Raw genomic sequence first — 15,300 nt, forward strand, 5'->3', positions numbered from 1 at the left:
CCAAAAACAGAGGACAAACCGTTATGAAGCGGTCTCAGCAGCTCGACCTGTTCGCCCAGCCCGACGACGAGGAGCCCCGCCCGGCCCAGGCGCAGCCGCGGCTGCGCATCGCGGCTGCGCCCGCCGCCGACCGGCGAACCGCCCCCGCGCACCCGGCCCCCGTGGCCATCCCCGGCCTGGAAGCCGCCCCGCCGGCGCCCCCGTCCGCGCCGAAGCCGAAGCTCCGGACCTTCCCGGTGTCGTCCGGCGTCCGAGCGCACGAGGCGGCGCAGCGCATAGCCGAGGCCGCTGCCCGCGCCTGGCACAGCCACCACGGCGGAAGTCGGATGGAGATCCCCGTCGGCGTGGTCGCGGCCCTCGCCCTGTGGCCCCTCAAGGGCCCGGACGCCCCGAAGCAGGCCGACTGGATGCTCGGCCTGAGCCCCACCGACCTCGTCCGGCTGCTCCGCGAATGCTGGGCCCACTGGTGGATGCGCCGCCCCGACCTCGTCCACCGGGCCGCACCGATCGCCTCCTGGACGGAAGAGGCCCTGAGCAAGCACGAACTCGCCTGCGTACGCGCCGTCGCCCACGCCGCGATCACGAGCGGCCTGCTCACCGTCACCGGCTCCAGCGACCCCTACGACCTCGCCGAGTGCGACCTGATGTCCTGGATGGTCACCACGCTGCGCAGCAAGGGCTCCAGGGAGGGGCTGGGGGAGCACCACACCCCGCCGGAGCTCTGCGAGCTCATGGCCCGCATGCAGCTCGGCGACTGCTCCGACATCCAGCCCGGGTACAGCCTCTGCGACCCCGTGGGAGGCACCGGCGGGATGATCCGCGCCGCAGCCCAGGTCCTGCGGGAGCACCGGATCGACCCGGCCACCTGTCGCTGGCACCTGAACGACATCGACCCGATCGCCGCAGCCGGCGAGGCCGTCAACATGATCCTCTGGGGGCTCGGCCCGAACACCACCGTCTGGCGCGGGGACGTGCTCGCCGAGGGCGACACCGAGCGCCTTGCCCTGGAGGAGAAGGCCGCGCTCTTCAGGCACCGGGACAACCTGCTTGGCGGTGCGACGATGATCGCCGCCGTCGGCAGAGCAGAGGCGATGCTCGCCGGAGTCGCGGCGGACAAGGCGGCCTGACCATGGGAAAGAGGAGTGGATACCCAATGTGAATGAGTATAAAATATAAACATGAAAGAGGGGGTCCGCGGAGGGGCTCGCTCGCGACAGGAATCCAAACTTGAATCCGGCCGGGCCGGATTGGCGCGCCGATAATGCCGCCCCAATTGAGTATAAAACCTAAACACTGCGGGTTGGGTTCACCCCACCCGCGAAGGGACCACACCCCGTGCTTCTCACCGCCACCACCCTCACCACCACCTTCCAGGACCTCGCGACCCGCCTCGACGGCTACACCCCCAGCCCACGCCCCGGTGACGACCCCGACATCCAACGCCTCACCAACCACGAAGGCCGAAGCATCGGCGCCCGAATCCGACTCGACGGCGTGACCCTCCAGCTCTGGGTCACCGCCCCCGGCCGCCGCCCCAAGGAGCCCCAGCCCACCCGGCGCGGCGCCCTCCCCCCCGGCAGCAGCTACCACACCGTCATGCACCTCCACGGCCTCGACGGCGACCCGGCCGAGCTCATCCACACCACGCTCCTCCGCGACCTGCTGCCCACCTTCGACAACGCGCCCCTCTACGTCGGCCACCACCCCTGGGAAACCACCACCACCACCAACCAGCCGGACACCCCGGCACCGACCGAATCCGACCCGCACAGCCCCACGCCCCCCGACACCACCGACCCGGCCGCCCCTGCGCCGACGACCCCGGACACGAGCGAGACCGACACCCCCACCGACCCCACACCCGCACAGCCCTCCCACACCCCCAAGCCGAACGCCAAGGCCCCCCGCAAGCGCGCGGCCACCGCGCCCCGAACCCCGGCCGACAAGCCGACCCGAGCCCGCAAGACCGCCACCAAGGCCGCCGGCACCAAACCCACCGCCACCCGCAAGGCAACGACCAAGGTCACCGCCGAGAAGAAGACGACCACCCGCACCAGCACGCCCCGCACCCGCAAGACCAGCACCGCATCCACCAGCCAGAACTAACCCGCCCCCGGGAACCGGCCGCAGCCCACTGACCCGCCAACGCCACCCGCGAACCACCCCACCACCCGAACCACACCCACCCCGGGGGAGCACCCCCCACCTCCCCCGGGGCCAGCCAAGGAACCCATCGTGAACACCCTGCGCGAACTGATCACCACCGGCCTCCACCAGCACGGCATCACCACCACCTGCGACGGTCACGCCTCCTCCGACACCTCCTGGGTCGCCATCCCCCTCCCCGACAACACCGTCATCTGGACCACCGACAACCACGCCACCGTTGAACGCGACGCCGCCGGGATCGGCGGCCTCCACGCCATCCACTACCTCGGCGACCCGAACAACGCCCTCCCCCAGGAGCAGGTCACCCTCGTCGACCGTAGACTCGACCGCCGCAACAACCTGGCCAAGGCCGTCACCGAACTCGTCGACACCATCGCCACCTACGTCACCAACTGGCCCCACAGCCCGGCCGCCCGCCACCCCGAACGCCGGATCGGCGCCTACGGCGTCATGGACCTCCCCGCCCGCCTCCTGCGCCGCGGCGACGTCATCGTGCACACCGCCACCGGCCACGAGTCCGTCGTCACCAGCATCCGGCACCGAGGCCGGGGCGAATACCGACGTACCACCCGCACCGTCACCCCGCCCACCCGCGGCTCCATGACCAGCCTGCCCGACACCTGGTGGAAGTTCCCCACCACCCTGTCCCACAGCGGCAGCACCATCGTGCCCGTCATCGCCCACCGCCACGTCGACCCCAACACCCTCCCCCAAATCCCCTACCCCCAGGCGCCCGCCGCCTTCACCGACGGCGACCACGTCGTCCACGACAAGGTCATCTGGGAACGCACCAACGGCACCTGGACCAACCACACCCACACCCGCAACACCACGCCCGTCGGCGACGAAACGATCCTGCGCCTGTTCACCGAAGACGCCCGCCTCCGCCAAGGCATCCCCACCCACCAGCCCGCCGCCTGACCCCAAGGGACCCACCGATGCTCAACAAGAGCACCACCTCGCCGCCCTGATCGGCGACACCCAAGGCACCCTCCAGCACCACCCCGCACAGAGCCCCGACACACCGGACCCCTGATCGCACGCCGGGCCGGCACCCCACCGGCCCGGTCCCACCCCCAGACCAGCACCGGCCGCCACCCCACGAAGGGAACCCGCCGTGGAGATCGACCTCACCGAACTCCCCCTCGACCTCGTCACGGTCGTCATCGCCCGCACCCGCCGCGAACTCGAACAAGCAGCCCCCGCCATCCCCGAAGCGCACGCCCGCCACGCCACCCGCATCCACCACCGCAACTACGGCAACGGCTGGGCCTACGTCCGCTGGGCCAACCTCCGCCACAACGGCCACATCATCAACAACGCCCGCCACGTTCTCACCGCCGACCCCACCCACCGCTGGTGGTCCCTACCCATCCACCCCCGCAGCCCGTACCACCTCTTCGACCCCACCACCGGCCGCCCCGTCAACGGCTCCGCCCGCCCCTACCCCCACCCCGTCACCACCGACAACACCGACCCCCTCCACCTCTGCCCGCACTGTGGTTCACGCGGACAACTCCCCGTCCGCTGCACCCCCGACGACCCCGACCGCCACCACGAACAACACCGCCACCCCCACGGCCGCCCATGGAAGTACACCCCCTGCCCCACCAACTGCACCCCCATCACCGACCAGCAGCGCCTCTTCACCCCACCCGCCACCCCGGCAAACCGCCCGGAAAGGTGACCACCCACCGTGCCCAACCTTGACGACCTCCACAGACGACTCGCAGCACCGTTCAACCCCAGCACCGACCACCCGACCACCGCCGGACAAGCCCTCTGGAACGCCCTCACGACCGCCGGCCACACCCCCGCCCTCCCCGCCCTCAGCGGCGGCCGCACGATCACCCTCGACCTGCCCGACAACAGCAGCATCCAGATCACCGAGAACATCACCTGCACCATCACCCACGCACCCGCCCACCACTGGGGCTGGAGCGCACTCCACATCGACCCCGACAACCCCGCTGACTCCCAGACCATCTACGAAGGCACCCAAGACCTCGGCCTCGGCGTAGACACCGAAGCCTGCGCAGCGACCATCACCGCCTGGATCACCGCACACACCGCCACCGGCGCCACAAGCCGGCACAACGCCCACCTCGCGCTCCCCGCCTCCACCCCCCGCAACGCGCGCCGAAGCACCTGGCAGCTCGGCTACGGAGCCCCCGGATTCCGCGGCACCCGCCCCGCCACCCCGGCCAGCCGCCACACCGCCACCCGCCTCGACCGCTGGCAGAACGACAAACTCCAGCGGCGCGGCGCCTGCCTCGCCTGCACCTGGGAAGGACCGATCCGCCAGCACCACAATGACGCCGTCGAAGACGCACTCGACCACGCCCACCCCGGCTGGCGAGACCTGCCCGCCCTGCCCCAAGGCGCTACCAGGAAGAGCGGCGCCCAACTCCGTGCCCACCGAGACGCCGTCTACCCGCCCGGCTGGTTCGATCAGGGAGGCCCCTACAAGGTCCTCACCGCCACCGCCAACGATCGGCACGAAGCAGGCAAAGCCCCCGGCGGCGGCTACCTTGTCAAGGTCCACCAGCCTAGGCGCACCGAAGACGCCTCGCAGCAGCTCGGTCTGCTCTGAACCTGAACGCGAAAGCACTCGAAATGACCGACACCCCTGAACTTGAAACCTTCCGCACAGCTCTCCGAGAGGAACTAGTGCTCTTGTGGGGAGACCTTCTGGCGGCCACAGACCAGGCCATCAACGGCACATGGTCAATACGGTGTGACGCGCTTGTGGCGCGCATCACGAAGATCACCATGCTCATCGGCCCAGCCGACTGGAGGGAGGTGCCCATGACGATCGTGGAGAACGGTCTCTACGAGCAGATCCACACCACCATGGGCGTCAGCGCCCCGGTCGACCATAAAGCCCTCGCCCGAACCAGAGCTGGCGCTGATGAACTCAACCGACGGGCGGAACTCTCCAGGCGGCAACGCGGCCTCTAGCAACCAGGCCGCCCAACGCGCGTTCCATCCGTCCCATCGGGCCCGCTCGCCGGCAGCCCACCACGCCCAGCACTCACCCGCGGAGCCCCGTGTACGACATGTTCCCCGGCGAAGAAGCCACCGCTAGCGAACTCGCCATCGCCCTCCGCCATCTCAAGCGTGCCACCCCGCCACGCACCGTCCACCTCACCAACCTCGTCGAAGTCACCGCTCACTGGACACTTCACAACCCTGACCTCGCCACCGCCCATGCGGCCTTCGCCACCGCCAGGGCCGCCTACTGGCCGTACAACGACACAGACGAAGCCTGGGCGGCCCTCGCGACCGCAGCAGTCGCCCTCGCCGAACGCCTCGACCAGTTCGGCGACACGCAGCTCGAACAGTGCGACCACAGCCTCAAGGACGGCACCGCTTGCCCCGGGATCCTCGACCTCAAGGGGACCTGCCGCTACGCCAGCCATCATGAAGGCGATCCCAAATAGCCTGTCACGCTCGGTAGTGTTCGCCCCGTTGCTCGTTAGGCCTTCCGGGCGGATGAGCAGTCGGATATTCTCGCCGAATCGAATATCTGACGGGACTTCGCATGCCGTTGGATATGTGAGATGGAAGTGCTCTGCCTCGGTAAGGCTCTCCCTTGGGCCAGGTTTCCGGCGAGGGAGTTGTTGCAGGTCAGCCGCTCGGCTGCCTATGCCCACCCTTCTTGCCGGAGGGCCGTTGGGGATCCTGTGGGGAATGAGCGGCAGCGAAGGCGAGTGAAAGTCAGTGAAGGCCGGAGACGGTCTGAGGGGCCAAAGGGCTCCTGACCTGGGAAGACAGGGAAGAGCAGTGAAGCGCGGCGAAAGCCGATCAAACTGCGAATGGGACTCATAATCCCTTGGTCGTGGGTTCGAGTCCCACCCGCCCCACCTTCTCGATGTGCGACGAGTGTCGTACGACCCTTCGCGGGCGGGCCGCCGAGCCGGCGCCCGCCGCCTTCCCACCGCCTGCGACGTCGCAGAGTCTAGGCCGCGGCCACCCCCTTCCCCGTGTGGCGCGCCGGAATTCACCCGCCCGTGGGCATCGGGCCGGGCCGTCCCCGACGGTCGTGCGCCGCCGCTCGGCGGCCGTTCCTCCCCCGTTCCCGTCGCCGCTGGGCGGCCGTCCGTTCCCCTGTGCCCGTCGCCGGTCCCTGGCGCGGTGCGGCAAAAAAGTGATATCACTTTGACATCGGATGCGGATGCTCGCAGAAGGAGTCGCTCCCATGACCACACCGCCTTTCGCCGTCGAGGACGGCCCCGCGCTGGACCTCCCGGTCCCCAGGATCACCGAACGGGTCATCACCGGGGCGGCCGGCCTGCCGGTGCTCGGCGGCGCACTGTTCGGCCTGCTCGCCGGGGTCGGCTCGGTCATCGCCGGCGCGGCCCAACTGTCCTCGAAGACCAGCGGGTTGGGCATCGCCCTGGTGATCGCCGGGCCGCTGCTGCTGCTCGGCTCACTGCTGACGACGTTCGGGCTGACGGTGGTCTCGCCCGGTCAGGCCCGGGTGGTCCAGCTGCTCGGGCGCTACCGGGGCACCATCCGCGCCGAGGGCCTGACCTGGCTGAACCCGTTCACCAACCGCCGGCACATATCGCTGCGGATCCGCAACCACGAGACCGAGACCACCAAGGTCAACGACGCGGACGGCAACCCGATCGAGATCGCCGCCGTGGTGGTCTGGCAGGTCGAGGACACCGCGATGGCGCTCTTCGAGGTGGACGACTACGCCGACTTCGTCGCCATCCAGACCGAGACGGCCGTGCGGCACATCGCCACCAGCTACCCGTACGACGCCCACCACGAGGGCCAGTTGTCGCTGCGCGACGGTGCGGACGAGATCGCCCGCAAGCTCTCCGCCGAGATCTCCGCCCGGGTCGCCGCGGCCGGGGTGCGGGTCGTCGAGTCCCGGATCACCAGGCTCGCGTACGCTCCGGAGGTCGCCCAGGTGATGCTCCAGCGTCAGCAGGCCGGGGCCGTGGTGGCGGCGCGCAGGCTGATCGTCGAGGGCGCCGTCGGTATGGTCGAGGAGGCGCTGGAACGGCTCGCCGAACGCGATGTCGTGGAGCTGGACGAGGAGCGCAAGGCCGCCATGGTGAGCAACCTCCTGGTGGTGCTCTGCGGCGACCGCGGCACCCAGCCCGTCGTGAACACGGGCTCCCTCTACCAGTAAGGCGAGGCCTTGGCGACGGAACGGAAGAAGCTCCTGTTGCGACTGGACCCTTCAGTTCACGACGCGCTCGCCCGATGGGCCGCGGACGACCTGCGCAGCACCAACGCGCAGATCGAGTTCCTGCTCCGCCGCGCCCTCACCGACGCGGGGCGGATGCCCGGCGGCGCGGCCCGGCTTCCCCGGCGCGGACGCCCGCCCAAGGAGGGCCCGGAGAGCGGCGGTCCCGGCGGGGACTGACCGCGGCGGCCCGGGCCACCCACAGATCCTCCAGATCCTGGGAGAACGAGATGGACCTGCCTGCCAACCTGCCCGAGAAGCTGTACCTGCTCGCCCACGACCCGCGGCGCGGGCGGACCACCCAGCACTCCTCGCTCAACCTGCTGCTGCAGGCGGCGGCGCTGACCGAGCTGTTGCGCCGGGGCCTGCTGTACGAGGAGGGCCGCAAGGCCGTCGCCCGGGTCCGCGGCGGCGCCGCCGAGGACGGCCTCGACCCGTACAGTGCCGACCTGTTGGGCCGGATCAGGGCCACCCGGCCGCACAGCTGGAGCTCGTGGGTCGGCCGCGCCAGGAGCACCGGGCGCGACCAGCCGATCCGCCGGGTCCGGGACGGCCTGGCGGAATCCGGCCGGATCACCCTCCGGCCGCACCGGGTGGCCGGCCTGTTCCCGGTGACCCTGGTCACCGTGCGCGACCCCGGGGTCCGCAAGGCGCTGGAGGCCCGCGTCACCGGGGCGCTGACGGGCCCGTTCAGCCGGGTCGACCCGGCCGACGCGGCGCTGACCGCCCTGGTGGCGGCGGGGAAGCTCCGTACGGTGCTCGGCTCCAGGGAGCGCCGGGAGCACCGCGGCCGGATCGCGAAGCTGGCCCCGGCGGCCGGCCCGGTCCCGCGCGCGCTCGGTACCGCCCTGGCCTGGCGGACGGCGGGCCACGCGGCGGAGAGCGCGGCCCTGGGCTGACGGACCGTCCACGGGGGTGACGGTCCGTCCGCGGGGCCGCGGGGCCCGGTCGCCCGTCCGGCGGCCGGGCTCCCGGCCGTCCGGGCCCGTAAGCTGGCCGGATGCTCGAACCCGCCCTGCTGCCGACCCCGCTGGTGGACTGCGCCGACGAGGCCTTCGCCCGGGCCGGGGTGGAGCTGCGGCTGAAGCGGGACGACCTGCTGCACCCGACCGTCCCCGGCAACAAGTGGCGCAAGCTGGCGCCCAACCTGGCCGCCGCCGTGGAGCAGGGCCACACCCGGCTGCTGACCTTCGGCGGCGCCTACTCGACCCACCTGCGGGCCGTCGCGGCCGCCGCCGGGGCGCTCGGGCTGGAGAGCGTCGGGCTGGTGCGCGGCGAGGAACTGGCCGACCGGCCGCGCAACTGGTCGCTGCGGGCCGCCGAGGCGGCCGGGATGCGGCTGGAGTTCCTGAGCCGGGCCGAGTACCGGGAGGCCACCGGCCGGGCCGAGGGGGAGCACGGCACGGACGCGCCGCTCCGTCGCTGGGGCCGCTGCCTGGTGCTCCCGGAGGGCGGCTCCAATGCCCTGGCCGCCGTCGGTGCGGCCGCGATCCCGGCCGAACTGCCCGGTCTCGGCGAGCGGGACGTGGTCTGCTGCCCGGTCGGCACCGGCGGCACCCTGGCCGGTATCGCGGCCGGTCTGCCGGCGGGCGCGCGGGCGCTCGGGGTGGCCGTGCTGCGCGGCGGCGAGGGCTACCTGGAGGCGGAGGTCACCCGGCTGCACCGGGCCGCCTACGGGCGCGGGTTCGGCAACTGGCGGATCGACCACGGGCACCACGGCGGCGGCTACGGCAGGGTCCCGGCCGAGCTGGCCGACTTCGCCGAGCGGTTCGAGCGCCGCCACGGGATCGCGCTGGAGCGCCGTTACGTCGCCAAGCTGCTCGCCGCGCTGGCGGACCTGGCGGGGGCGGGCGCCTTCCCCCGCGGCACCCGCCTCACCGCCGTCGTCACCGGGTTGCCGGACCCGCAGTAGCGGTCGGTCTGCCCACGGTCCACGGTCCACGGTCCACGGCCCACGGCCCACGGTCCACGGCCGGCAGTCGGCCGGTCAGCCGAAGGTCAGGTTGGCGCACGGGTCGGTGTCGGCGTTGCGGGTGTTCTCCGCTATGCCGGTGGGGATGCCACCCGGGACGCCGCTCGGGGCGGTGCCCGGGGTGGCTCCCGCCGCGGCACCGGCCGGGGCACCGGGCTCCGGGCTCGGGGCGGTCACCGGGTCGATCCGGGGGCCGGCCGCGCGGAAGTCGGCGCCGAGGGTGACGGTGATCGCCTCCGAGCCGGGCTCCTCGACCGCCTTGGCGCCGGGGAAGAGCGCCACGACCTGGTCGGCGGTGGCCTTCAGCGCGGGGTCGTAGGAGACCTGGGTGGCCTGCTGGCCGGGGGTGTTCTGGCCGAGCGCGACGTTCCGGAAGCCGCGGGCCTTGAGCGTCTCGGCGCCGGAGCCGGCCAGGCCGGGCGTGCCGACCCCGTTGACCACGGTGATCGGCGCCGCGCTCTGCTCCGGGGTGAGCGGGGTGAGCGGGGTGCCGGGGGCGGTGCCCGGGTCGGCGCCGGGGGAGGAGGTCACCTGGCCCGTCCCGGAGGTGCTCTGCCCGTCCAGGGTGCGGTCCTCGCGCAGCAGCTTCCAGAGGGCGTCGGCGTCCGGCTGCACCAGCCGTATTCGGTCGCCGGCGAAGCGCCAGGGCGCGGTGACGAAGGAGACGTCGGAGAGCTTGATGTCCTGGATCGAACGGGCGAAGTCCACCAGCTTCATCGCGGTGCCCAGCCCCTCGTCCACGGTGAGCGACTTGGTGGCCGCGTCGGCCAGCGGCAGCAGGGTGGGCAGTGAGAAGCCCTGGCCCTGGACCTTCTTGATCATCGAGGAGAGGAAGGCCTGCTGACGCTTCATCCGACCGATGTCGGAGTTGTCGCCGATCCCGTGGCGCGTCCGCAGGTAGTCCACCGCGGACTGTCCGGAGAGCTTCTGGAGGCCCTTCTTGAGGTGTATGCCGTACTGGTTGACGTCGTTGGGCACGCAGGCCTCCACGCCGCCCACGGCGTCGGACATCGCGGCCGCGCCCTTGAAGTCGACCACGACGGTGTGGTCGATCCGCAGCCCGGTGAGCTTCTCCACGGTGTTCTGGGTGCAGGCCGGGTTGCCCTTCTCGGCGAGGCCCACGGTGAAGGCGGAGTTGAACATCTGGTCGGTCTTCGGCGTCGTCCAGGTGCCGTTCGGCAGCTTGCAGGACGGGATGGTGACCAGGGTGTCGCGGGGGATCGAGACGCCGACGGCGTGCTTGTGGTCGGCGTAGACGTGCACCAGGATCGCGGTGTCCGAGTGGCCGACGCCCTCGTCGCCGCCGCCCAGCGAGTCGTTGCCCTCGTCGCGGGTGTCCGAGCCGAGCAGCAGCACGTTGACCGGGACGGAGGCGCCCGGGCTGGCCGGGACGGGTGCCGGCGGGCGCTCGGTGGCGACGCCGCCGGAGTCGAAGGTGGTGATGTTGTTGTCCAGCCGGTGGTAGAACCAGGCTCCGGCGCCCACGACCGACAGCACCAGTACGGCGGCCAGGCCGATGGCGGTCCGCAGGTAGCGGCGCCGACGCGTGCTGCTGCTCATCCTCCGTGCCCCCCGTCTTCAGGTCTCTCGCGTTCGATGTTCGAACGTTAGACGTTCCGGGAGGCTGTTCGGTTACCCCCCTGGGGCCTGCGGAAGGCCCCCGGGTCCTGTGATGCTGGTCACGCGCCGGGGCCGGAGGCGCCCGCGAGCATCCGCCGGAGCAGGTCGCGCAGCGCCGTCCGCTCGTCCGGGCCGAGCGCGGCCAGTGGCTCGCGGGCGAAGTTCAGCGACTCGCGCAGTTCCTCGGAGGCGGCCGAGCCGGTGCCGGTGGCGGCGACCAGCTTGACCCGGCGGTCGTGCCGGTCGGCCTCACGGGTCACGAAGCCGCGGGATTCGAGCCGGTCGACGATGCCGGTGATGTTGGAGGGCTCGCAGCTGAGCGTCTGGGCGATCTGGCGCATCGGCATCGGGCCGCGCCGCAGCAGCGCGAGCACCTTGGCCTGGGCGCCGGTGAGCGAGCGGGCGGCGGCGGCCTCCTCGTACTCGCGGTGGAACAGTGCGACCAGGTTGGCCATCAGGTCGACGACCTCGCGGGTGATCTCGTCGGGCTGCGGCGCGGCGTCCTGGATCGACTGGGTGTCCATGGTCGACAGTCTACCTGAAAAGTTGACAACATGAACCTTTCATGCCCATCGTTACTTCAGTTGCTCAACCTTTCAGGTGTCGAAACCGCACCTGAACCACACCTGAACCCGCAGCCGAACCGCAAGGAGCGCCCCCGATGGCAGAGCAGGCCGCCGCCCCCGCGACCGCCCGTGAATGGCACCTCGCCGCCCGCCCGCAGGGCTGGCCGGTGCCGACCGACTTCGCCCTGGTCGAGGCCCCGGTCCGGGCCCCCGGCCCGGGCGAGATCCTGGTCCGCAACGCCTACCTCTCGGTGGACCCGTACATGAGGGGCCGGATGAACGACGTGAAGTCGTACGTCCCGCCGTTCCAGCTGGGCCGGGCCATGGACGGCGGTGCGGTCGGCTACGTCGTCGCCTCCGGGGCCGAGGGCTTCGCCCCGGGCGACGCGGTGCTGCACGGGCTCGGCTGGCGCGAGTACGCGACCCTGGACGCCGGGCGCGCGGTCAAGGTCGACCCGGCCGCCGCCCCGCTCTCCGCCTACCTCGGCGTGCTCGGCATGCCCGGCCTGACCGCCTACGCCGGCCTGCTCGCCGTCGGCGCCCTGAAGGAGGGCGACAAGGTCTTCGTCTCCGGCGCGGCCGGCGCGGTCGGCTCGCTGGTCGGCCAGATCGCCAGGCTCAAGGGCGCCTCGCTGGTGGTCGGTTCGGCCGGCTCGGCGCAGAAGGTGGCCAGGCTGGTGGAGGAGTACGGCTTCGACGCGGCCTTCAACTACAAGGACGCCCCGGTCGCCGAGCAGCTCGCCGAGGCCGCCCCGGACGGCATCGACCTCTACTTCGACAACGTCGGCGGCGACCACCTGGAGGCCGCGATCGGCGCGCTGAACGTGCACGGCCGCGCGGTGCTCTGCGGTGCCATCGCCCAGTACAACGACACCGCCGCACCCGCCGCCCCGCGCAACCTCGCGCTCGCCATCGGCAAGCGGCTGCGCCTGGAGGGCATGCTGGTGGGCGACCACGCCGGGCTCCAGCCGCAGTTCGTCGCGGAGGTGGCCGGCTGGCTGAAGTCCGGTGAACTGCGCACCGAGGAGACCGTGGTGGACGGTTTCGAGAACGCCGCCGAGGCCTTCCTCGATCTGCTGCGCGGCGTCAACACCGGCAAGATGGTCGTCCGCCTGGACGGCTGACGCTCCGTCAGGTCACCGACCGCCCCGTCGCCCGCACCGGGCGGCGGGGCGGTCGGGCATCGGCGGTGCGCGCTCGGGCGCGGGCGTCGCGGCCGCACTACCGCATTCCGGCCGGATCCGAAAGTGCGTCATCCATCCTGTGGCGCCGCGCGGTACGGTGGTCCCGCCGGCGATGGGGCCGTTCGGGGGAGAGATCCGGCCGAGGGGTGGACCTCGTTGAGGATTCGACTAGCATTGAGCGAAAGCCTGTCCGTTTTGCTCAATTTAGTAGCTTAATGTCGGCTAACGTGAGTAACTGCGGATCAACTGCAGGCACGAGGCAGCTGGGGAAGGCGACCCTCGTCCACAGCCTGGAGGTCCCGGTGACGACACGTGGAGTTCTGTACATCCACTCCGCGCCCCGCGCGCTGTGCCCGCACGTCGAGTGGGCCGTCGCGGGGGTGCTCGGTGTGCGGGTGAGCCTGGACTGGATCCGCCAGCCGGCCGCACCCGGGCATTGGCGTGCCGAGCTCTCCTGGCAGGGGGAGCCCGGTACGGCTTCGAAGCTCGCCTCCGCGCTGCGCGGCTGGCAGCTGATGCGGTACGAGGTGACCAGCGAGCCCTGCGCCACGGCGGAGGGGGAGCGGTACAGCAGCACGCCCTCGCTCGGCATCTTCCACGCCGTCACGGGCATCCACGGCGACATCCTGATCCCCGAGGACCGGTTGCGCGCCGTCCTGCTGCGCGCCCGCAGCGAGGGGGCCGATCTGGAGGCCGAGATCGCCCGGCTGCTCGGCAAGCCCTGGGACGACGAGCTGGAGCCGTTCCGGTACGCGGGCGAGGGCGCGCCGGTGCGCTGGCTGCACCAGGTGGTCTGAGGCCGCCCCGCACGGACCGGGCAGGCACGACGAAGGGGCCGGCGCTCAAGGAGAGCGCCGGCCCCTTCGTCACGGGCGTCAGCGGGTGCGGAAGGCCAGCACCACGTTGTGGCCGCCGAAGCCGAACGAGTTGTTCAGCGCGGCGATCCGGCCCTCGGGCAGCTTGCGGGCCTCGTCACGGACGATGTCGGCGTCCACGTCGTCGTCCAGCTCGTCCACGTTGATGGTCGGCGGGGCGATCCGGTGGTACAGGGCCAGCACGGTGGCGACGGTCTCGATGCCGCCGGCGCCGCCCAGCAGGTGGCCGGTCATCGACTTGGTGGCCGAGACCGCGATGTGGTCGAGGTCGTCGCCCAGCTCCTTGCGCAGCGCCTTCAGCTCGGCGGTGTCGCCCTGCGGGGTCGAGGTGGCGTGCGCGTTGACGTGCACGATCTCGGCCTTGTCCAGCTCGTTGCGCTCGAACAGGTCGGCCAGCGCGCGGGCCACGCCGGCGCCGGTCGGCTCGGGCTGGGCGATGTGGTGGGCGTCCGAGGACAGGCCCTGGCCCACGGCCTCGCAGTAGATCCGGGCGCCGCGCGCCTCGGCGTGCTCGACCGACTCCAGCACGACCACGCCGGCACCCTCGCCCAGCACGAAGCCGTCGCGGGCCTTGTCGTAGGGGCGGGACGCGCGCTGGGGGTCGTCGTTCTTCTTCGACATCGCCATCATGTTGGCGAACGCGGCGATCGGCAGCGGGTGGATCGCCGCCTCGGTGCCGCCGGCCACCACGACGTCGGCGCGGCCGGTACGGATCATCTCGATCGCGTAGCCGATCGCCTCGGCGCCGGAGGCACAGGCGGAGACGGGGGTGTGCACGCCCGCGCGAGCGCCGACCTCCAGACCGACGTTGGCCGCCGGGGAGTTGGGCATCAGCATCGGGACGGTGTGCGGGGAGACCTTGCGGGCGCCCTTCTCCTTCAGCACGTCGTACTGGTCGAGGAGCGTGGTCACGCCGCCGATGCCGGAGGCGATCACGGCGCCCAGGCGCTCGGGGGCGAGCTTGGAGGACTCGTCGGTGGCGGGGGTCTCGTAGCCGGCGTCGGCCCAGGCCTCGCGGGCGGCGATCAGCGCGAACTGGGCCGAGCGGTCCAGCTTGCGGGCCAGCGGGCGGGGCAGGATCTCGCCCGGCTCGACGGCGGTCCTCGCCGCGATCTTCACCGGCAGGTCCTCGGCCCACTCCTCGGTCAGGGCCGCCACGCCGGACCGACCGGCGACCAGGTTCTCCCAGGTGCTGGCGGCGTCGGCGCCCAGCGGCGTGAAGGCGCCGATACCCGTGACGACCACGGTGCGGTTTTCAGCGGTCACTGGTTTCTTCTTCTCTCACGTGTGCGGGGGGTCGGCGGCGTGCCGAGGAAGGGCCCGGCCGGGCGCCCCGTGTGGGGGCGTCCCGGCCGGCGGGGTCGGCCAGGCTCGATGAGCCCGGCCGACCGGTCAGCCTTCGCCGGCGTACGGGACGCCGGACGGGCTGGCCGAGTCGAACTGGTCGATCGATCAGGCGTTGAGGATGTAGTTCACCGCGTCGCCGACGGTCTTCAGGTTCTTGACCTCGTCGTCCGGGATCTTGACGTCGAAGCGCTCCTCGGCGGCCACGACGACCTCGACCATGGACAGCGAGTCGACGTCCAGGTCGTCGGTGAAGGACTTGTCGAGCTGGACGTCCTCGGTCGGGATGCCGGCGATCTCGTTGACGATCTCGGCGAGACCTTCCAGGACCTCTTCCTGGGTAGCCATACTGGCTGCTCCTCTA

General features: G+C 71.7%; 17 protein-coding genes. 13 read left to right on the plus strand and 4 right to left on the minus strand.

Annotation, left to right across the window (positions count from 1 at the left end; all coding sequences use genetic code 11):
- Positions 1-23: 23 nt before the first annotated feature.
- The 11 genes from ACWGKU_RS05185 to ACWGKU_RS05235 all read left to right on the plus strand — a co-directional run bounded on the left by ACWGKU_RS05185 (position 24) and on the right by ACWGKU_RS05235 (position 9,287).
- Complete coding sequence (locus ACWGKU_RS05185; protein WP_452177051.1) at positions 24-1,127, plus strand: N-6 DNA methylase; 1,104 nt, start codon at positions 24-26, stop codon at positions 1,125-1,127.
- Between the two features lie 208 nt (positions 1,128-1,335).
- Positions 1,336-2,106: a hypothetical protein gene (locus ACWGKU_RS05190; protein ID WP_452177050.1), complete on the plus strand. Its 771-nt coding sequence runs from the start codon at positions 1,336-1,338 to the stop codon at positions 2,104-2,106.
- A 129-nt stretch (positions 2,107-2,235) separates the two neighbouring features.
- Positions 2,236-3,090, plus strand: coding sequence for a hypothetical protein (locus ACWGKU_RS05195; protein ID WP_452177049.1), 855 nt, complete (start codon positions 2,236-2,238; stop codon positions 3,088-3,090).
- Between the two features lie 196 nt (positions 3,091-3,286).
- Entirely contained in the window at positions 3,287-3,856 is a 570-nt protein-coding gene (locus tag ACWGKU_RS05200; RefSeq protein ID WP_452177048.1) for a hypothetical protein, read from the plus strand.
- A gap of 9 nt (positions 3,857-3,865) precedes the next feature.
- The gene (locus ACWGKU_RS05205; RefSeq protein ID WP_452177047.1) at positions 3,866-4,762 is read left to right on the plus strand and encodes a DUF6349 family protein; all 897 of its coding nucleotides are present in this window, start codon (positions 3,866-3,868) and stop codon (positions 4,760-4,762) included.
- A 23-nt stretch (positions 4,763-4,785) separates the two neighbouring features.
- On the plus strand, positions 4,786-5,130 hold the full coding sequence (locus tag ACWGKU_RS05210) for a hypothetical protein (protein ID WP_452177045.1): 345 nt from the start codon (positions 4,786-4,788) through the stop codon (positions 5,128-5,130).
- Between the two features lie 89 nt (positions 5,131-5,219).
- Positions 5,220-5,612, plus strand: coding sequence for a hypothetical protein (locus ACWGKU_RS05215; protein ID WP_452177044.1), 393 nt, complete (start codon positions 5,220-5,222; stop codon positions 5,610-5,612).
- A 758-nt stretch (positions 5,613-6,370) separates the two neighbouring features.
- On the plus strand, positions 6,371-7,318 hold the full coding sequence (locus tag ACWGKU_RS05220) for an SPFH domain-containing protein (protein WP_380542394.1): 948 nt from the start codon (positions 6,371-6,373) through the stop codon (positions 7,316-7,318).
- A 9-nt stretch (positions 7,319-7,327) separates the two neighbouring features.
- The gene (locus tag ACWGKU_RS05225) at positions 7,328-7,555 is read left to right on the plus strand and encodes a hypothetical protein (protein ID WP_380542397.1); all 228 of its coding nucleotides are present in this window, start codon (positions 7,328-7,330) and stop codon (positions 7,553-7,555) included.
- Positions 7,556-7,605: 50 nt separating this feature from the next.
- Positions 7,606-8,274, plus strand: coding sequence for a GOLPH3/VPS74 family protein (locus tag ACWGKU_RS05230; RefSeq protein ID WP_452177043.1), 669 nt, complete (start codon positions 7,606-7,608; stop codon positions 8,272-8,274).
- Positions 8,275-8,375: 101 nt separating this feature from the next.
- A complete protein-coding gene (locus ACWGKU_RS05235; protein ID WP_401051122.1) occupies positions 8,376-9,287 on the plus strand; it encodes a 1-aminocyclopropane-1-carboxylate deaminase/D-cysteine desulfhydrase in 912 nt (303 codons plus the stop codon).
- A gap of 75 nt (positions 9,288-9,362) precedes the next feature.
- Here ACWGKU_RS05235 and ACWGKU_RS05240 read toward each other — a convergent pair whose 3' ends face one another.
- Positions 9,363-10,907, minus strand: coding sequence for an LCP family protein (locus ACWGKU_RS05240; RefSeq protein WP_452177042.1), 1,545 nt, complete (start codon positions 10,905-10,907; stop codon positions 9,363-9,365).
- 119 nt (positions 10,908-11,026) lie between these two features.
- Positions 11,027-11,491: a MarR family winged helix-turn-helix transcriptional regulator gene (locus ACWGKU_RS05245; protein ID WP_359915259.1), complete on the minus strand. Its 465-nt coding sequence runs from the start codon at positions 11,489-11,491 to the stop codon at positions 11,027-11,029.
- A gap of 137 nt (positions 11,492-11,628) precedes the next feature.
- Between ACWGKU_RS05245 and ACWGKU_RS05250 the strand changes: the two genes are divergently transcribed.
- Both ACWGKU_RS05250 and ACWGKU_RS05255 read left to right on the plus strand, forming a co-directional pair.
- Positions 11,629-12,657, plus strand: a complete 1,029-nt coding sequence (locus ACWGKU_RS05250) for an NADP-dependent oxidoreductase (protein WP_452177041.1) — start codon at positions 11,629-11,631, stop codon at positions 12,655-12,657.
- A gap of 362 nt (positions 12,658-13,019) precedes the next feature.
- Positions 13,020-13,514 (plus strand): DUF3145 domain-containing protein, encoded by a 495-nt coding sequence (locus tag ACWGKU_RS05255; protein ID WP_188296478.1) that lies wholly within the window; start codon positions 13,020-13,022, stop codon positions 13,512-13,514.
- 78 nt (positions 13,515-13,592) lie between these two features.
- On the opposite strand, the gene fabF is transcribed toward ACWGKU_RS05255, so the two are convergent.
- On the minus strand, positions 13,593-14,858 hold the full coding sequence (gene fabF / locus ACWGKU_RS05260; protein ID WP_359913086.1) for a beta-ketoacyl-ACP synthase II: 1,266 nt from the start codon (positions 14,856-14,858) through the stop codon (positions 13,593-13,595).
- A 186-nt stretch (positions 14,859-15,044) separates the two neighbouring features.
- Positions 15,045-15,284 (minus strand): acyl carrier protein, encoded by a 240-nt coding sequence (locus ACWGKU_RS05265; RefSeq protein WP_224283099.1) that lies wholly within the window; start codon positions 15,282-15,284, stop codon positions 15,045-15,047.
- Between the last annotated feature and the right edge of the window lie 16 nt (positions 15,285-15,300).

This window comes from Kitasatospora sp. NPDC054768 (genome assembly GCF_053612025.1).

Bases quoted from the DNA above. Each gene is read 5' to 3' on its own strand.
- ACWGKU_RS05185 (WP_452177051.1), top strand. From the start codon at position 24: ATGAAGCGGTCTCAGCAGCTCGACCTGTTCGCCCAGCCCGACGACGAG.
- ACWGKU_RS05235 (WP_401051122.1), top strand. From the start codon at position 8,376: ATGCTCGAACCCGCCCTGCTGCCGACCCCGCTGGTGGACTGCGCCGAC.
- ACWGKU_RS05230 (WP_452177043.1), top strand. From the start codon at position 7,606: ATGGACCTGCCTGCCAACCTGCCCGAGAAGCTGTACCTGCTCGCCCAC.
- ACWGKU_RS05210 (WP_452177045.1), top strand. From the start codon at position 4,786: ATGACCGACACCCCTGAACTTGAAACCTTCCGCACAGCTCTCCGAGAG.
- ACWGKU_RS05240 (WP_452177042.1), bottom strand. From the start codon at position 10,907: ATGAGCAGCAGCACGCGTCGGCGCCGCTACCTGCGGACCGCCATCGGC.
- ACWGKU_RS05245 (WP_359915259.1), bottom strand. From the start codon at position 11,491: ATGGACACCCAGTCGATCCAGGACGCCGCGCCGCAGCCCGACGAGATC.
- ACWGKU_RS05220 (WP_380542394.1), top strand. From the start codon at position 6,371: ATGACCACACCGCCTTTCGCCGTCGAGGACGGCCCCGCGCTGGACCTC.
- ACWGKU_RS05265 (WP_224283099.1), bottom strand. From the start codon at position 15,284: ATGGCTACCCAGGAAGAGGTCCTGGAAGGTCTCGCCGAGATCGTCAAC.
- ACWGKU_RS05250 (WP_452177041.1), top strand. From the start codon at position 11,629: ATGGCAGAGCAGGCCGCCGCCCCCGCGACCGCCCGTGAATGGCACCTC.